15 protein-coding genes are annotated in these 14,810 nt (G+C 59.7%); 6 read left to right on the top strand and 9 right to left on the bottom strand.

Features of this window, described 5'->3' with window-relative positions; all coding sequences use genetic code 11:
• Positions 1 to 20: 20 nt before the first annotated feature.
• From ppx to AC1DIH_RS09685, 5 genes are all read right to left on the bottom strand, one after another.
• Positions 21 to 1,523 carry an exopolyphosphatase gene (gene ppx / locus AC1DIH_RS09705; protein WP_477771518.1) on the bottom strand — a complete coding sequence of 501 codons (1,503 nt, stop codon included), beginning with the start codon at positions 1,521 to 1,523 and terminating at the stop codon, positions 21 to 23.
• 258 nt (positions 1,524 to 1,781) lie between these two features.
• Positions 1,782 to 2,519 carry an amino acid ABC transporter ATP-binding protein gene (locus tag AC1DIH_RS09700; RefSeq protein WP_477771517.1) on the bottom strand — a complete coding sequence of 246 codons (738 nt, stop codon included), beginning with the start codon at positions 2,517 to 2,519 and terminating at the stop codon, positions 1,782 to 1,784.
• Positions 2,506 to 3,156 (bottom strand): amino acid ABC transporter permease, encoded by a 651-nt coding sequence (locus AC1DIH_RS09695; RefSeq protein WP_477771516.1) that lies wholly within the window; start codon positions 3,154 to 3,156, stop codon positions 2,506 to 2,508. The genes AC1DIH_RS09700 and AC1DIH_RS09695 overlap by 14 nt, the downstream gene beginning before the upstream one ends.
• Positions 3,153 to 3,821 (bottom strand): amino acid ABC transporter permease, encoded by a 669-nt coding sequence (locus AC1DIH_RS09690; RefSeq protein WP_477771515.1) that lies wholly within the window; start codon positions 3,819 to 3,821, stop codon positions 3,153 to 3,155. Before AC1DIH_RS09690 ends, AC1DIH_RS09695 begins: the two co-directional genes overlap by 4 nt.
• Before the next feature lie 34 nt (positions 3,822 to 3,855).
• Complete coding sequence (locus AC1DIH_RS09685) at positions 3,856 to 4,641, bottom strand: transporter substrate-binding domain-containing protein (RefSeq protein ID WP_477771514.1); 786 nt, start codon at positions 4,639 to 4,641, stop codon at positions 3,856 to 3,858.
• A gap of 255 nt (positions 4,642 to 4,896) precedes the next feature.
• Between AC1DIH_RS09685 and AC1DIH_RS09680 the strand changes: the two genes are divergently transcribed.
• The 5 genes from AC1DIH_RS09680 (at position 4,897) to AC1DIH_RS09660 (ending at position 10,144) form a co-directional block, all read left to right on the top strand.
• A complete protein-coding gene (locus AC1DIH_RS09680; RefSeq protein ID WP_477771513.1) occupies positions 4,897 to 5,601 on the top strand; it encodes a FadR/GntR family transcriptional regulator in 705 nt (234 codons plus the stop codon).
• Positions 5,602 to 5,721: 120 nt separating this feature from the next.
• On the top strand, positions 5,722 to 6,051 hold the full coding sequence (gene trxA, locus AC1DIH_RS09675) for a thioredoxin TrxA (protein WP_003206727.1): 330 nt from the start codon (positions 5,722 to 5,724) through the stop codon (positions 6,049 to 6,051).
• Positions 6,052 to 6,298: 247 nt separating this feature from the next.
• On the top strand, positions 6,299 to 7,558 hold the full coding sequence (gene rho / locus AC1DIH_RS09670) for a transcription termination factor Rho (protein ID WP_007899384.1): 1,260 nt from the start codon (positions 6,299 to 6,301) through the stop codon (positions 7,556 to 7,558).
• A 142-nt stretch (positions 7,559 to 7,700) separates the two neighbouring features.
• Positions 7,701 to 9,167: a 4-hydroxy-3-polyprenylbenzoate decarboxylase gene (gene ubiD, locus AC1DIH_RS09665; protein ID WP_216744308.1), complete on the top strand. Its 1,467-nt coding sequence runs from the start codon at positions 7,701 to 7,703 to the stop codon at positions 9,165 to 9,167.
• On the top strand, positions 9,167 to 10,144 hold the full coding sequence (locus AC1DIH_RS09660) for a CDP-6-deoxy-delta-3,4-glucoseen reductase (RefSeq protein WP_477771512.1): 978 nt from the start codon (positions 9,167 to 9,169) through the stop codon (positions 10,142 to 10,144). The genes ubiD and AC1DIH_RS09660 overlap by 1 nt, the downstream gene beginning before the upstream one ends.
• On the opposite strand, the gene AC1DIH_RS09655 is transcribed toward AC1DIH_RS09660, so the two are convergent.
• Positions 10,141 to 10,620 (bottom strand): sn-glycerol-3-phosphate transporter, encoded by a 480-nt coding sequence (locus AC1DIH_RS09655; protein WP_477771511.1) that lies wholly within the window; start codon positions 10,618 to 10,620, stop codon positions 10,141 to 10,143. The two genes, AC1DIH_RS09660 and AC1DIH_RS09655, sit on opposite strands and share 4 nt — an antisense overlap.
• Before the next feature lie 342 nt (positions 10,621 to 10,962).
• Between AC1DIH_RS09655 and AC1DIH_RS09650 the strand changes: the two genes are divergently transcribed.
• Entirely contained in the window at positions 10,963 to 11,601 is a 639-nt protein-coding gene (locus AC1DIH_RS09650) for a gamma-glutamylcyclotransferase (RefSeq protein WP_477771510.1), read from the top strand.
• Here AC1DIH_RS09650 and glpT read toward each other — a convergent pair.
• The 3 genes from glpT to AC1DIH_RS09635 all read right to left on the bottom strand — a co-directional run bounded on the left by glpT (position 11,598) and on the right by AC1DIH_RS09635 (position 14,754).
• The gene (gene glpT, locus AC1DIH_RS09645) at positions 11,598 to 12,947 is read right to left on the bottom strand and encodes a glycerol-3-phosphate transporter (RefSeq protein ID WP_054594577.1); all 1,350 of its coding nucleotides are present in this window, start codon (positions 12,945 to 12,947) and stop codon (positions 11,598 to 11,600) included. The genes AC1DIH_RS09650 and glpT overlap by 4 nt on opposite strands.
• Positions 12,948 to 13,110: 163 nt before the next feature.
• Positions 13,111 to 13,725 (bottom strand): flagellar basal body-associated protein FliL, encoded by a 615-nt coding sequence (locus AC1DIH_RS09640; protein ID WP_477771509.1) that lies wholly within the window; start codon positions 13,723 to 13,725, stop codon positions 13,111 to 13,113.
• A 51-nt stretch (positions 13,726 to 13,776) separates the two neighbouring features.
• Positions 13,777 to 14,754: an NADPH:quinone oxidoreductase family protein gene (locus AC1DIH_RS09635; protein WP_477771508.1), complete on the bottom strand. Its 978-nt coding sequence runs from the start codon at positions 14,752 to 14,754 to the stop codon at positions 13,777 to 13,779.
• Positions 14,755 to 14,810 lie beyond the last annotated feature (56 nt).

Below are 14,810 nucleotides of genomic sequence, written 5' to 3'. Positions count from 1 at the left end.
CAAGGATCGCCCTTTTGTTTTCAGCGAACGTTAAGCACGAAGTTGACGCGGGTCAGCCATTCCGCTTCCAGCGCGAAGTCGGCCTGGGTCAGCTGGTTTTCGTCCAGCCAGTTCTCCGGGAACAACACGTCCAGGGTATCGCCGTTGGCCTGCAACGTGACCTGCGGCATCTTTTGGGTGCCGCGGATGTGATGGAACAGAATCGCGAAGCGCAGCAGCACGCAAAGGCGAATCAGCTTGATGCCGTCATCGCCGAACTCGGCAAACCTGTCCTTGGGAATGTTGCGGCGGTGGCCGCGTACCAGCAGCGCCAGCATCAGCTGGTCTTCACGGGAAAAACCGGCCAGATCGGAGTGTTCGATCAGGTAGGCGCCGTGCTTGTGGAATTGATAGTGGGCGATATCCAGCCCGACTTCGTGGACCTTGGCGGCCCAGCCCAGCAAGTCGCGCCAGACGCCGTCATTCAGGTCCCAGTCATCGGCCACCTGGTCGAACGCATGAAGCGCTTTGCGTTCGACGCGGTCGGCCTGGCCCACGTCGACGTGGTAACGCTCCATGAGCGAGCTGAGGGTGCGCTCGCGGACGTCTTCGTGGTGATGACGGCCCAGCAGGTCATAGAGCACGCCTTCACGCAGGGCGCCTTCACAGTGATCCATGCGTTGCAGTTCGAGAGCGTCGAAGATCGCTTCGAGAATCGCCAGGCCAGCCGGGAAAATCGCCCGGCGATCCGGTTTGATGCCTTCGAAATCGATTTTTTCAACGTCACCGAGTTTGATCAGCCTGCGCTTGAGCCAGGACAGACCTTCGGCATTGACCTCGCCAGTCCCGTGGCCGCCCGCCTTCAGCGCCAGACCAATGGCACGGATGGTGCCCGAGGAGCCGATCGCTTCATCCCAGGTCAGGCGGTGCAAGGCATGTTCGATGCTCATGATCTCCAGCCGCGCCGCCGTGTAGGCCTGGGCGTAACGGGCCGGGGTGATCTTGCCGTCGCGGAAATAGCGCTGGGTGTAGCTGACGCAGCCCATTTGCAGGCTTTCGCGCAGCAGCGGCTCGAAGCGCTGGCCGATGATGAATTCGGTACTGCCACCGCCGATATCGGCCACCAGACGCTTGCCCGGTGTGTCGGCGAGGGTGTGGGAGACGCCAAGGTAGATCAGGCGGGCTTCTTCACGACCGGAGATGACTTCTACCGGGTGACCGAGGATTTCTTCGGCGCGGCGGATGAATTCGCCACGGTTGCGGGCCTCGCGCAGGGCGTTGGTGCCGACGATCCGCACGGCGCCCGGAGGCATGCCGTTGATCAGTTGGGCAAAGCGCTTCAGGCAATCGAGCCCGCGCTGCATGGATTCTTCGGTAAGTTGGCGCTCTTCGTCGATCCCCGCGGCCAACTGAACCTTCTCGCCAAGCCGCTCGAGAATACGGATTTCGTTGTGCAGGGCCTTGGCCACGACCATATGGAAGCTGTTCGAGCCCAGGTCGATAGCGGCGATCAGGGACAGATTCTTGGCTTGGGATTGAGGCATGGTGAGGGGGTCTCGGTCGATAACCTCGACATCCTGCCACGATCAACCGCTGCCGCCAACGCGCACGAATTAAAGCATTGATATGACGCACGAAACTCGGTGGCTCGAGCGTCTATCCCCTGTGGCGAGGGAGCTTGCTCCCGCTGGAGCGCGAAGCGGTCCTCAATGGTGGGCCCGATTTCTACCAGGCAGACCGCATCTGCAGGCCTTACGACTGCTGCGCAGTCGAGCGGGAGCAAGCTCCCTCGCCACAAGGCTTCAGGCAGTCGCCTCAACGGTGCCAATGAAATTCGCCAGCTCTGCCGTCTTCGGATTGGCAAACAACACCTTCGGATCGCCCACCTCATGCACCTTGCCCTGGTGCATGAACACCAGTTTGTCGCCGACTTCACGGGCGAAGCGCATTTCATGGGTGACCATGATCAGCGTCATCCCGTCCCTGGCCAGTTGCCGGACCACGCTCAGCACCTCGTTGACCAGCTCCGGGTCGAGCGCTGAGGTGATTTCGTCGCACAGCAGCACTTTCGGCGACATCGCCAGGGCCCGGGCAATCGCAACACGCTGTTGCTGGCCGCCGGACAGTCGATCCGGGAACGCATCGAATTTCTCCGCGAGCCCGACCCGCTCCAGCATCTGTCGCGCCAGCCCGGCGGCTTTGGTCTTCGACACTTTCTGCACCACTTGCGGCGCGAGCATGACGTTTTCGCCCACTGTCAGGTGCGGGAACAGGTTGAATTGCTGAAACACCATGCCGACCTTCTGTCGCAGGCTGCGCAGGTCGGCGCGGGCGGCGTCGAGGTATTCGCCGTCGACTTCGATCACCCCGTCGTTGATCGACTCCAGGCCGTTCAACGTGCGCAGCAGGGTCGATTTCCCCGAGCCGCTGCGGCCGATGATCGCCACCACCTGGCCTTCATCAATGCTCAGGTCGATGCCTTTGAGCACATGGTGATCACCGTAATATTTATGCAGGGCGGAAATTCTAAGCAGAGGCATGCAGTCTCCTTTCCAGGTAGCGGGCACTGAGGGACAACGGGTAGCAGAGCAGGAAGTAACCGAGCGCCACGAGGCCGTAGACCATGAAGGGTTCGAAGGTTGCGTTGGCGAGCATGCCGCCGGTTTTGGTGAGTTCGGTGAAGCCGATGATCGAGGTCACTGCCGTGCCCTTGACCACCTGCACCGAGAATCCCACGGTCGGTGCCACGGCAATGCGCAGGGCTTGCGGCAGGATCACATGGCGCAGCTGTTCAAAGGGATTGAGCGCCAGGCTCGCCGACGCTTCCCATTGACCGTTGGCGATCGAATCGACGCAACCGCGCCAGATCTCCGCCAGGTAAGCGCTGGTAAACAGCGTCAAGGCAATCGCCGCCGCCAGCCACGGCGAAATATCGATCCCCAGCAGCGCTATGCCGAAAAACACCAGAAACAGCTGCATCAGCAGCGGCGTGCCCTGGAACAGTTCGATATAGGTGCGGGCGAAACCTCGTGGCAGGGCGTTTTTCGAGATACGCAGGGTCATGATCAGCAAGCCGATCAGCCCGCCACCGATGAACGCCACCAGCGACAGCACTAGGGTCCATTGCAGGCCGGTGAGCAGGTTGCGGACGATGTCCCAGAAGGTGAAATCGCTCATTGGCCGTTCCTCGAAATGTAGCGTCGCCCAATCCAGTTCAGTAGCTGGCGGATCAACAAAGCCATGCACAGATAAACCAGCGTGGTCAGGGCGTAGGTTTCGAAGGCGCGGAAGTTGCGCGACTGAATGAAGTTGGCGGCAAAACTCAGTTCTTGCGTGGCGATCTGCGAGCACACCGCCGAACCGAGCATGACGATGATGATCTGGCTGCTCAGGGCCGGCCAGACCTTGCCCAGCGCCGGCAGCAACACCACATGGCGGAAGGCTTCGAAACGACTCATCGCCAACGCTGCTGCGGCTTCCAGCTGGCCGCGCGGGATCGCTTGAATGCCCGCGCGAATGATTTCCGTCGAATAGGCGCCGAGGTTGATCACCATCGCCAGCACCGCCGCCTGCCATTCGGAGATTTGCAGGCCCAGCGACGGCAAGCCGAAGAAGATGAAGAACAGTTGCACCAGAAACGGTGTGTTGCGGATCAACTCGACGTAAACCCCGAAAATCCCGGCAAACGGACGGATGTTCCACGCCCGCGCCACGGCGCCGACAATTCCCAGGCTCACCCCGAGCAGTGCGCCGATGGCCGTCAGCTCAAGGGTGAACAGCGCACCGCGCAGCAGCAGGTCGGTGTTGTGCACCACCGGTAAAAAGTCGAACTGATAGGCCATGGACAGGTTCCTTGATTAAGCAGCGTCGCGACAATCAGAGATCGGCCGGCAGTGGCTGCTTGAGCCAGGTTTGGGCATTTTTCTCCAGGCTGCCGTCGATCCTGGCGGTGGTCAGGATCTGGTTGACCTTGTCCAGCAGTGCCGGCTCGTTCTTGTTCACGCCGACGTAGACCGGCGAATCCTTGAGCTTCAGTTTCAGCGCTGGAATGCGTTTCGGGTTGCGCTCACTGATGGTCACCATCACCACGTTGCCGCTGGCGATCAGGTCGACTTGCCCCGCGAGGTAGGCGGCGACGGTCGAGTTGTTGTCTTCGAAGCGCTTGATGGTCACGCCTTGCGGCGCCACGGCAGTCAACTCGATGTCTTCGATGGCGCCACGGGTGACGCTGATGGTTTTACCCTTGAGGTCATCCAGGCCGTTGATGGCGACGTCCGGCGGGCCGAACACCGCGAGATAGAAGGGCGCATAGGCGCGGGAGAAGTCGATGACCTTCTCGCGCTCAGGGTTTTTGCCGAGGCTGGAGATCACCAGGTCGACCTTGCCGGTGGTCAGGAACGGGATGCGGTTGGTGCTGTTGACCGGCGTCAGTTCGAGTTTGACCTTGAGCTGGTCGGCCAGAAGCGCAGCGGTCTCGATGTCGAGGCCGCGGGGTTTCATGTCGGGCCCCACCGAGCCAAACGGCGGGAAGTCCTGAGGCACGGCGACCTTGAGCGTGCCGCGCTTGACCACATCCTCCAGGCCGTCGGCATGGGCGGGGAGCTGACAGAGCATCAGGCTGGCGAACAGGGCAGTGAGCAGGGCGCTGCAACGCTGGATCATGGCAATTCTCCGGATTCGGCAAGTGATTTCTGCGAATCGACAGAGCACAGCCCATGCCAACCTCCGGCGAAATGCCTGCAAAGCCGCGGATTTACTGGTGTTGATCGGTCTTACTGGTCTGAACAGTTGCTGGTTTTTTCGCACCTTGATCGGGCATCGACCAAAGCGCTCGAACCCCTGTGGGGCACGACTTGCCTGACTCGGCGATTAGCTTTACAACTAGCCGCTCACTGGTCTGGCTCGTCTGAAAAAACCATGAATTCAATCTCCCGCGCCGTACCTGAAGTGGCGCTGCATGCCATCCGTAAACTGATTGCCGAACAGGGGTTCGGGCCGGGGGATGTGCTGCCTTCGCAGCGTGATCTGGCCGTGCAATTGGGCGTGAGTCGGGCGTCGTTGCGTGAGGCGTTGTCATCCTTGAGTGCCTTGGGAATGATCAGCGTGCAGCCAGGCAAAGGGGTGTTCGTGCAGGCCATCGAGCCATCCCCGGCAGTGTCGGGAGTGAGTTGGCCGTTCGCGGCTCAAGCCTCGCCTGTGGATATCTTTCAGCTGCGTTATGCCCTGGAAGGTTTTGCGGCGGGGTTGGCGGCGGTGACATTGAGCGCCGATGAGCTTGATGCCCTTGAAGATAACGTCGCCGCGATGCGTGACGAGTTACGTGCCGGGGATTTCGACGCGGCGGCGCGGCTGGACTTCGAATTTCATCGGCGAATCCTGCTCGCCAGTGGTAATCAGGCGATGTTGAGCATTCTGACGGCGAGTGCCGAGCTCTTTCTGGAGAGCCAGAAACTACCGTTTATCCGGGCCGAACGGGCCATGGAAACCTGGCAGGAACACCGCAAGATCCTCCGAGCGCTGGCCCGCCGGGCTTCGGGGGCCGCGCAGAAAGCCATGCAGGAGCACGTGCGCAACGCGGCCCTGCGTACTGGAATTTCCTTCGTGACCCCCGCCACGGCGTGACTTGAGCTATACCCAAACTCATGCACCACCATAGCGAGACTCAATCATCTGCGGCTTCCTGAACGAGGGAAGGGCGGCTATGATGGGCCACGTTTTTTTGCTTACAACCTGGAGACTTCCATGAGCAGCGATCTTATCAAACACGTTAGCGACGCTAGCTTCGAAGCTGACGTACTCAAGGCCGAAGGTGCTGTACTGGTCGACTACTGGGCTGAGTGGTGTGGCCCATGCAAGATGATCGCTCCGGTTCTGGACGAAATCGCTGAAACCTACAAAGGTAAGCTGACCGTTGCCAAGCTGAACATCGACGAAAACCAGGAAACTCCGGCCAAGCACGGCGTACGTGGTATCCCGACCCTGATGCTGTTCAAGAACGGCAACGTCGAAGCGACCAAGGTTGGCGCGCTGTCGAAGTCGCAACTGGCTGCCTTCCTCGACGCCAACATCTAAGCGTCGTTGCAATAGCCATCCAAAAAGCCCCGCAAATAGCGGGGCTTTTTCGTTATTCAGGGCTAGACGCTCCGAAACTCAGGTGTTACATTCGGCCCGCACTGGTTTCTCCAGCGCCCCCTGCAAGCCGTCGCCGACGCTCTCCTTTTCGAATAAGTACGCGATCCTGTCGCCTTCTCTGCGGCGCGGCCTCATTAAGCCAAAAGCTTAATTTCCCCCCCTCCATAAATGATTACGTCATTCCTATATGAATCTGACTGAACTCAAGCAAAAGCCGATTACCGAACTGCTCGAATTGGCCGAACAGATGGGCATAGAAAATATGGCCCGTTCGCGCAAGCAGGATGTGATTTTCTCCTTGCTGAAAAAGCACGCGAAAAGCGGCGAGGAAATCTCCGGTGATGGCGTGCTGGAGATTCTCCAGGACGGCTTCGGCTTCCTCCGCTCTGCAGACGCCTCCTATCTCGCCGGCCCAGACGATATCTACGTCTCGCCGAGCCAGATCCGTCGCTTCAACTTGCGCACCGGTGACACCATCGTTGGCAAGATCCGTCCTCCAAAGGAAGGCGAGCGTTATTTCGCCCTGCTCAAGGTCGACACGATCAACTACGATCGTCCCGAGAACGCGAAAAACAAGATTCTCTTCGAGAACCTGACCCCGCTGTTCCCGACCGTGCGCATGAAGATGGAAGCCGGTAACGGTTCCACCGAAGACCTCACCGGTCGTGTCATCGACCTGTGCGCTCCGATCGGTAAAGGCCAGCGCGGTCTGATCGTTGCTCCGCCAAAAGCGGGCAAGACGATCATGCTGCAGAACATCGCTGCCAACATCGCGCGTAACAACCCTGAAGTTCACCTGATCGTGCTGCTGATCGACGAACGTCCGGAAGAAGTAACCGAAATGCAGCGCACCGTGCGCGGCGAAGTGGTTGCCTCGACGTTCGACGAGCCGCCAACCCGCCACGTGCAGGTTGCCGAAATGGTGATCGAGAAGGCCAAGCGCCTGGTTGAACACAAGAAAGACGTGGTCATCCTGCTTGACTCCATCACCCGTCTGGCACGTGCCTACAACACCGTGATCCCAAGCTCCGGCAAGGTCCTCACCGGTGGTGTCGATGCCCACGCCCTGGAGAAACCGAAGCGTTTCTTCGGTGCCGCACGGAACATCGAAGAAGGCGGCTCGCTGACCATCATCGCTACCGCGCTGGTTGAAACCGGCTCGAAGATGGACGAAGTGATCTACGAGGAATTCAAAGGCACCGGCAACATGGAGCTGCCTCTGGATCGCAAGATCGCTGAAAAGCGCGTCTTCCCAGCGATCAACATCAACCGCTCCGGCACCCGCCGCGAAGAGTTGCTGACCGCCGACGACGAGCTGCAGCGCATGTGGATCCTGCGCAAGCTGCTGCATCCTATGGATGAAGTCTCTGCCATCGAGTTCCTGGTCGACAAGCTGAAACAGACCAAGACCAACGATGAGTTCTTCCTGTCGATGAAACGCAAGTAAATCGCGGAAGACCAAAAAAGCCGGGGAAACCCGGCTTTTTGCTATCTGACCTTTGATGAATTGCCTGGTCACTCTTCTGAACGGGTGGGTTCGAGGCTAAACTCATGCCCCCCGAACGCCATGGCCAAAACGAGGCTAACGCATGCAGTATCGCGACTTGCGCGACTTTATCAGCGGCCTGGAACAGCGCGGCGAACTCAAGCGCATCCAGGTTCCGGTGTCACCAGTGCTGGAAATGACCGAGGTCTGCGATCGCACCTTGCGGGCCAAGGGCCCGGCGCTGCTGTTCGAAAACCCGACCGGTTATGACATTCCCGTGCTTGGCAACCTGTTCGGTACGCCTGAGCGCGTAGCCCTGGGCATGGGCGCCGAAGCCGTCAGCGAACTGCGCGAGATCGGCAAACTGCTGGCCTTCCTCAAGGAGCCCGAGCCGCCAAAGGGTCTGAAAGACGCCTGGTCCAAGCTGCCGATCTTCCGCAAAATCATTGCCATGGCGCCGAAAGTCGTCAAGGACGCCATCTGCCAGGAAGTGGTCATCGAAGGCGATGACGTCGACCTGGCAATGCTGCCAGTGCAGACCTGCTGGCCCGGCGACGTCGGCCCGCTGATTACCTGGGGCCTGACGGTCACCAAAGGCCCGAACAAGGATCGCCAGAACCTCGGCATCTATCGCCAGCAAGTGATTGGCCGCAACAAAGTCATCATGCGCTGGTTGAGCCATCGTGGCGGCGCGCTGGACTATCGCGAGTGGTGCGAAAAACATCCGGGCCAGCCGTTCCCGGTGTCCGTGGCCTTGGGTGCCGACCCTGCAACCATTCTCGGCGCGGTAACGCCGGTGCCGGACAGCCTGTCCGAGTACGCCTTTGCCGGCCTGTTGCGCGGTAACCGCACCGAGCTTGTGAAGTGCCGTGGCAACGACCTGCAAGTACCGGCCACCGCCGAGATCATCCTTGAAGGTGTGATTCATCCAGGCGAAATGGCCGATGAAGGTCCGTACGGCGACCACACCGGCTATTACAACGAAGTCGACAGCTTCCCGGTGTTCACCGTCGAGCGCATCACGCACCGTATCAAGCCGATTTACCACAGCACCTACACCGGCCGTCCACCGGATGAACCGGCGATTCTCGGTGTGGCGCTGAACGAAGTGTTCGTGCCGATCCTGCAAAAGCAGTTCCCGGAGATCACCGACTTCTACCTGCCGCCTGAAGGCTGTTCGTACCGCATGGCCGTCGTGACCATGAAAAAGCAGTACCCCGGCCACGCCAAGCGGGTAATGCTCGGTGTCTGGTCGTTTTTGCGACAGTTCATGTACACCAAGTTCGTTATCGTCACTGACGACGATATCAACGCCCGCGACTGGAACGACGTGATCTGGGCCATCACCACGCGCATGGACCCCAAGCGCGATACGGTGATGATCGATAACACGCCGATCGACTACCTCGACTTCGCCTCGCCGATTTCCGGCCTGGGGTCGAAGATGGGACTCGATGCCACGCATAAATGGCCCGGCGAAACCACCCGCGAGTGGGGCCGGGTAATCGTCAAGGATGAGGCGGTGACACGCCGGATCGATGCCATCTGGAATCAGTTAGGAATAGATTGATGCGTGTAACCTTGCAGCCGTCCGGAGCAGTGCTTGAGATACTGCCCGGCGAGCGGATTCTCGATGGGGCGCGGCGCCTGGGCTATGAGTGCCCGCAAAGCTGCCGTAATGGCAACTGCCACGTTTGCGCGGCGTTGCTGGTCGAAGGCCGGGTCAGACAGACCGGCGATGTGCGCGATCACGGCGAGTTCTACACTTGCATAGCAGAGCCGCTGGAAGACTGCATCGTATTGTGGGATGGCGTCCTTGCGCTGGGAGAATTACCGGTGCGCAGCCTGTCGTGTCAGGTCACTGAATGCGTAGACGTTGGCGGTGATACCTGGCGGGTTCGACTGCGGGCTCCGGCAGGCAGGCCGCCGCGCTATCACGCCGGGCAGTACCTGCTGCTCGAGCGCGAGAATGGCGAGAAAACCGCCTTCTCGCTGGCCTCTGCACCACATTCAGGACGAGACCTTGAGCTGCATGTACTGGCACGCGAAGCCAGTGCGCTCAGCCTGATCGAGCAGTTGCAGCGCAATCGCATGGTGCGCATCGAAATGCCCTTCGGCGATACGCATCTGGCCGAGTTGCCTGACTGTCCGCTGGTATTGATGGCGGCGGGTACCGGCATGGGGCAGATCCACAGCCTGATCGAGCATTGCCGGGCCAAGGGTTTCAAGCATCCGGTGCACCTGTACTGGGGCGTGCGACGACCGGAAGACTTCTATCAGATCGAGCATTGGGATGAATGGCTGAAGCTGCCCAACCTGTTCCTGCACAAGGTCGTCAGCGATCTGTGCGGTTGGGAAGGGCGTTGCGGCATGCTGCACGAGGCGGTTTGCGAGGATTTCCCCGACCTGAAATCCATGCATGTGTATGCGAGCGGTTCGCCGGCGATGGTTTACGGCACGCTGGACGCCCTGGTCAACGCCGGGATGGACGCGCACCAGATGCGCGCTGACGTCTTCGCCTACGCGCCCCGGCCGCAAGCAAGTTAAAAGCGCACGCCGGTGGTGATCATGGCGGCATTAAAGCCGAGCAGAACCAGCTCTGCGGCGACCGGGCCGTAATGAGCGCCCAGTGATGGAATGATCACGGGCGCTACGCCGAAGTGGTTGAGCGGAATCTTGTCCTTGTACTCGCCGCTGTAACCCTGGAGTAATCCACCGGTCAGTTTTATATACACCGGATAGTCGGCGCTCTCGTAACGCTTCCCCGCATAGGCGTAATACGAACGCTGACTGAACGAGTTACGAAAAGTCACTGCGCCAAACAACCAACCGGATGCTTCATTGCGTTCAAGGCCGATCAGGTCCTGATTGTTATTGTGATCGGGGTCTGGCGAATAGTGTTTGGTGTAGAGGCTACCTTGCAGGTACCAGAAACCCTTGTCTTCTCGAGCCGGGCTTTCGACTGCCAGCGCCGGGGTGGCCAGTGCCAGCAACAGCAGACCGTACATTCTCAGGTTTTTCATCTTGCGACCTCTATTGGTAATTCGGCTTGCGCCTGTGGAGGCTGCTATACGCCTGCATTCAAAGAAGGGGCGGCAGGGTATCAGACGAATACGTCAGAAAGATCTGTTAAATGACGGTTGATTCTGAACGGATACAAGGTTTATGCATATTTCATTCGGGTATTTAAGATATTTCCAAAAGAGTATTAGGCTATATATCAGGGCTCCTTCATGGGTGCAGTCCTTGATATAGAAGGGTCATACGTCCTTTAGTACTTTTCGTTTTACGTTTACTGCTATATGTTCTATGACGTTAATCTTGCTTACATCCTGTAATACTTGTGGGACTGAACACCCTTTGCCATGACCGCCATTGAATCTGCTTGTTTGAATCTGGCTTACCCTCCGCGGCTCGATCTGGGCGCGCAGCTGACTCACGAACAATTGCTCAGCTCGATGCAGGCCACCATGGCCCGGCACAAGGGCGGGCCGGTCTGGTTATTCGCTTACGGTTCATTGATCTGGCGCCCGGAATGCACAGCCGTCGAGCGGGTGCGCGGACGCGTGCATGGTTACCATCGCGGCTTGTACCTGTGGTCTCACGAACACCGCGGTACGCCGGAAATGCCGGGGCTGGTGTTTGGCCTGGATCGCGGCGGTTCCTGCAGCGGCTTTGCCTATCGGTTGCCGGAAGATCAGTTGGAAGCCTCGCTGTTTGCCTTGTGGCAGCGCGAAATGCCAGTGCCGTCTTATCGCCCGCACTGGCTCAATTGCCGGCTGGAAGACGGCAGCAAGGTTCAGGCATTGGGGTTTGTGTTGGAGCGGCACCTGCCCAGCTATGCCGGCAACTTGCCGGACCATGTGCTGAGCCAGGTGTTCGAAAGCGCTTGCGGGCGTTACGGCACTACTCGCGATTATGTCGAGCAGACCGCACACGCCCTGCGCAGCCACGCCATGCCAGACCGGAACCTGGAGGCGCGGCTCAAGCGCTGCAAGGTTTAAGCGAGCGCTTCACGGCCCTGACTGGCGACTTGCTTGTGCCACAAGGTCGGTGCCAGGCAGGCCATCGCCAACAGGCACGCACCAACCAGCAGCACGAAACCACCATCCCAGCCGAAATGGTCCACGGTGTAGCCCATTGCTGCACTGGCCGCGACCGAGCCGCCCAGATAGCCGAACAGGCCGGTGAAACCTGCCGCAGTGCCGGCGGCTTTCTTCGGCGCCAGCTCCAGCGCTTGCAGACCGATCAGCATCACCGGGCCGTAGATCAGGAAGCCGATGGAGAACAGCGCGATCATGTCGATGGTCGGGTTGCCGGCCGGGTTCAGCCAGTAAACCAGGGTCGCCACGGTCACCAGTGCCATGAACACCATGCCCGTCAGGCCACGGTTGCCGCGGAAGATCTTGTCCGACATCCAGCCGCACAGCAGCGTGCCCGGAATACCGGCCCACTCGTAGAAGAAGTACGCCCACGAGGTTTTATCCACGTCGAAGTGCTTGGCTTCCTTCAGGTAGGTCGGCGCCCAGTCCAGTACGCCGTAGCGCAGCAGGTAGACGAAGACGTTGGCCATGGCGATGTACCAGAGCATTTTGTTGCGCAGCACGTACTTGACGAAGATTTCCTTGGCGCTGAATTCGTCTTCGTGGCTGGCGTCGTAGCCTTCCGGGTAATCGTTCTTGTACTTCTCGATGGGCGGCAGGCCTACCGACTGCGGGGTATCGCGCATCACCATGAAGGCGAACACGGCCACCAGCAACGCTACGGCGGCCGGGACGTAGAACGCTGCGTGCCAGTCGTTGAACAGGCCCATGCCCAGCAGGAACAGCGGGCCGATCAGGCCTCCGCCGACGTTATGCGCGACGTTCCAGACCGACACCACGCCACCGCGTTCCTTCTGCGACCACCAGTGCACCATGGTCCGGCCACTTGGTGGCCAGCCCATGCCCTGGGCCCAGCCGTTGATGAACAGCAGGATGAACATCATGGTCACGCTGGACGTTGCCCATGGTGCGAAACCGAAAATGAACATGACCCCGGCCGATACCAGCAAGCCGAAGGGCAGGAAGTAACGCGGGTTGGAACGGTCGGACACCAGCCCCATCAAAAACTTCGACAAACCGTAGGCAATCGCGATCGCCGACATCGCCAGGCCCAACTGGCCGCGGGTGTAGCCTTCGTCGATCAGGTACGGCATGGCCAGGGAGAAGTTCTTGCGCAGCAGGTAATAACCGGCGTAGCCAAAGAAAATCCCGGCGAAGATTTGCCAGCGCAAGCGCCGGTAGGTGCTGTCTACGTGTTCTTCAGGCAATGGAGCCTGATGTGCGGCAGGACGAAAGAAAGCAAACATTCAAGAGCTCCAGATTTCTTGTTTTGACTGCGGATGCGAATGTTACAGTTTCGTTACCGAAAAAAGCACCGCTTGTCGTCAAGGAAATCCGGAGAAGTGAACGAGAACGCATGTTCTTTTATGAACATGCGATCTTCAGGTGGAGGGGTGGGGGGGCGGATAATCAGCTGCCATCCCCGGGCAACAGATGTTCCTGGATCTTCTTGCTGTGGGATTCGACCAAATTCCCCTGGTCATCGAAGCGCAATACGATCAGCCAGTCATAGACGTCTTCCGGCCAGGATTTCTGCCCGGTCAACGCTTGCCCATCGCCACCGAACGCTTCGATCAGATTGTCGATATGCCCGTGATGCCAGGCGATCAATACGACCGGGGCCTGGTTGTTCTTGTCCAGCGACTTGACCAGCTTGTCGACTTCTTCATCGGCATAGGGTTGCTCGATCGGAAGGTGCAGACGCTGCGACAGCGGTGTCAGGGTCAGCCGTGGTCGCGCGCTGGACTTGCTGTCGCTGGTGGCGATCAGGCGTTGCGGTACCAGGTTCTTGCTGCCCAGCTGCAGCGGGTCGAAATAATGTGCATAAGCCTCGGCGCGCTGCTCGCCACGAGGGCTGAGTCCCATGCCCTGATCGGGTTTTTCCGCGTGTCGGACGATCAGTACGGTGACATTTTTCAAGCCCGGAACCTCCTTGTTATTCTGATTTGCCAATGCCTGCATTGAAATCAACAGTGCAGGCAAGACCGCCAGACTCAATAACAGCTTGCGCAGCATCATGCTCATCCTCCGTCCTGTGATGGGTAAACAGACTCGAAGCGTAGCAGGGAGTCTGGTTCAACGTACCCGCACCACCACCTTTCCAACGGCCTTGCGCTGGCCCAGATCATTGATGGCATTGGCCGCCTGAGCCAGCGGGTAAACCTGCGACACCAGAGGCTTGAGCTTGCCTTCGGCGAACCAGCCGAACAGTTGCTGGAAGTTGGCGGCGTTGTCTTGTGGCTGGCGTTGGGCAAAGGCGCCCCAGAACACCCCGAGTACGGCTGCCCCCTTGAGCAGGGCGAGGTTCACCGGCAGTTCCGGGATGCGTCCGCTGGCGAAACCGACCACCAGCAGGCGGCCGTTCCAGGCAATGGCGCGGATCGCCTGGTCGAACAGGTCGCCACCCACCGGATCGTAGATCACGTCGGCACCGTTGCCATCGGTCAGGCGCTTGATTTCGTCCTTGAGGTTGGCCTCGCTGTAGTTGATCAGCTCATCGGCGCCGGCAGCCTTGGCCACGGCGAGCTTCTCGGCGCTGCTGGCGGCAGCGATGACCCGGGCGCCCATGGCTTTACCGATTTCCACGGCGGCCAGGCCGACACCGCCCGAAGCGCCGAGCACCAGCAGGGTTTCCCCCGCTTGCAGGTTGCCGCGCTGTTTCAGCGCATGCATCGAAGTGCCGTAGGTCATGCTGAAGGCGGCGGCGGTGTTGAAGTCCATCGACGGCGGGATAGGCAGCACGTTGTAGCCCGGCACCGCGACTTGCTCGGCAAAACTGCCCCATCCGGTCAGTGCCATGACCCGGTCACCCACCTTGAGGTGGCTGACTTTTTCGCCCACCGCGCTCACCACTCCAGCGGCTTCACCGCCCGGCGAAAACGGGAAGGGTGGCTTGAACTGGTATTTGCCCTCGATGATCAGCGTGTCCGGGAAGTTCACCCCGGCCGCATGCACGTCCAGCAGGATTTCGTTCTTCTTGGCGACAGGACTCGCGACTTCTTCCAGCACCAGCGATTCGGCAGGGCCGAAGGCTTTGCACAGCACGGCTTTCATCAGGGCTATTCCTTTGGGAGTGATGGCCGATAAGTGTAGGTGTGTGAGTCAACGGG

It is taken from the genome of Pseudomonas sp. 05N36, assembly GCF_056397385.1.
Note: the sequence above shows the minus strand (reverse complement) of the source record. Positions and strands in the feature narration are given on the sequence as shown.

What these genes read in the sequence shown, in the direction of transcription:
- AC1DIH_RS09650 (WP_477771510.1), top strand. Translation starts at nt 10,963, where the DNA reads ATGACCGCCATTGAATCTGCTTGTTTGAATCTGGCTTACCCTCCGCGG.
- AC1DIH_RS09635 (WP_477771508.1), bottom strand. Translation starts at nt 14,754, where the DNA reads ATGAAAGCCGTGCTGTGCAAAGCCTTCGGCCCTGCCGAATCGCTGGTG.
- AC1DIH_RS09640 (WP_477771509.1), bottom strand. Translation starts at nt 13,725, where the DNA reads ATGAGCATGATGCTGCGCAAGCTGTTATTGAGTCTGGCGGTCTTGCCT.
- AC1DIH_RS09660 (WP_477771512.1), top strand. Translation starts at nt 9,167, where the DNA reads ATGCGTGTAACCTTGCAGCCGTCCGGAGCAGTGCTTGAGATACTGCCC.
- AC1DIH_RS09690 (WP_477771515.1), bottom strand. Translation starts at nt 3,821, where the DNA reads ATGGCCTATCAGTTCGACTTTTTACCGGTGGTGCACAACACCGACCTG.
- rho (WP_007899384.1), top strand. Translation starts at nt 6,299, where the DNA reads ATGAATCTGACTGAACTCAAGCAAAAGCCGATTACCGAACTGCTCGAA.
- AC1DIH_RS09680 (WP_477771513.1), top strand. Translation starts at nt 4,897, where the DNA reads ATGAATTCAATCTCCCGCGCCGTACCTGAAGTGGCGCTGCATGCCATC.
- ppx (WP_477771518.1), bottom strand. Translation starts at nt 1,523, where the DNA reads ATGCCTCAATCCCAAGCCAAGAATCTGTCCCTGATCGCCGCTATCGAC.
- AC1DIH_RS09655 (WP_477771511.1), bottom strand. Translation starts at nt 10,620, where the DNA reads ATGAAAAACCTGAGAATGTACGGTCTGCTGTTGCTGGCACTGGCCACC.
- AC1DIH_RS09695 (WP_477771516.1), bottom strand. Translation starts at nt 3,156, where the DNA reads ATGAGCGATTTCACCTTCTGGGACATCGTCCGCAACCTGCTCACCGGC.
- ubiD (WP_216744308.1), top strand. Translation starts at nt 7,701, where the DNA reads ATGCAGTATCGCGACTTGCGCGACTTTATCAGCGGCCTGGAACAGCGC.
- trxA (WP_003206727.1), top strand. Translation starts at nt 5,722, where the DNA reads ATGAGCAGCGATCTTATCAAACACGTTAGCGACGCTAGCTTCGAAGCT.
- AC1DIH_RS09700 (WP_477771517.1), bottom strand. Translation starts at nt 2,519, where the DNA reads ATGCCTCTGCTTAGAATTTCCGCCCTGCATAAATATTACGGTGATCAC.
- AC1DIH_RS09685 (WP_477771514.1), bottom strand. Translation starts at nt 4,641, where the DNA reads ATGATCCAGCGTTGCAGCGCCCTGCTCACTGCCCTGTTCGCCAGCCTG.
- glpT (WP_054594577.1), bottom strand. Translation starts at nt 12,947, where the DNA reads ATGTTTGCTTTCTTTCGTCCTGCCGCACATCAGGCTCCATTGCCTGAA.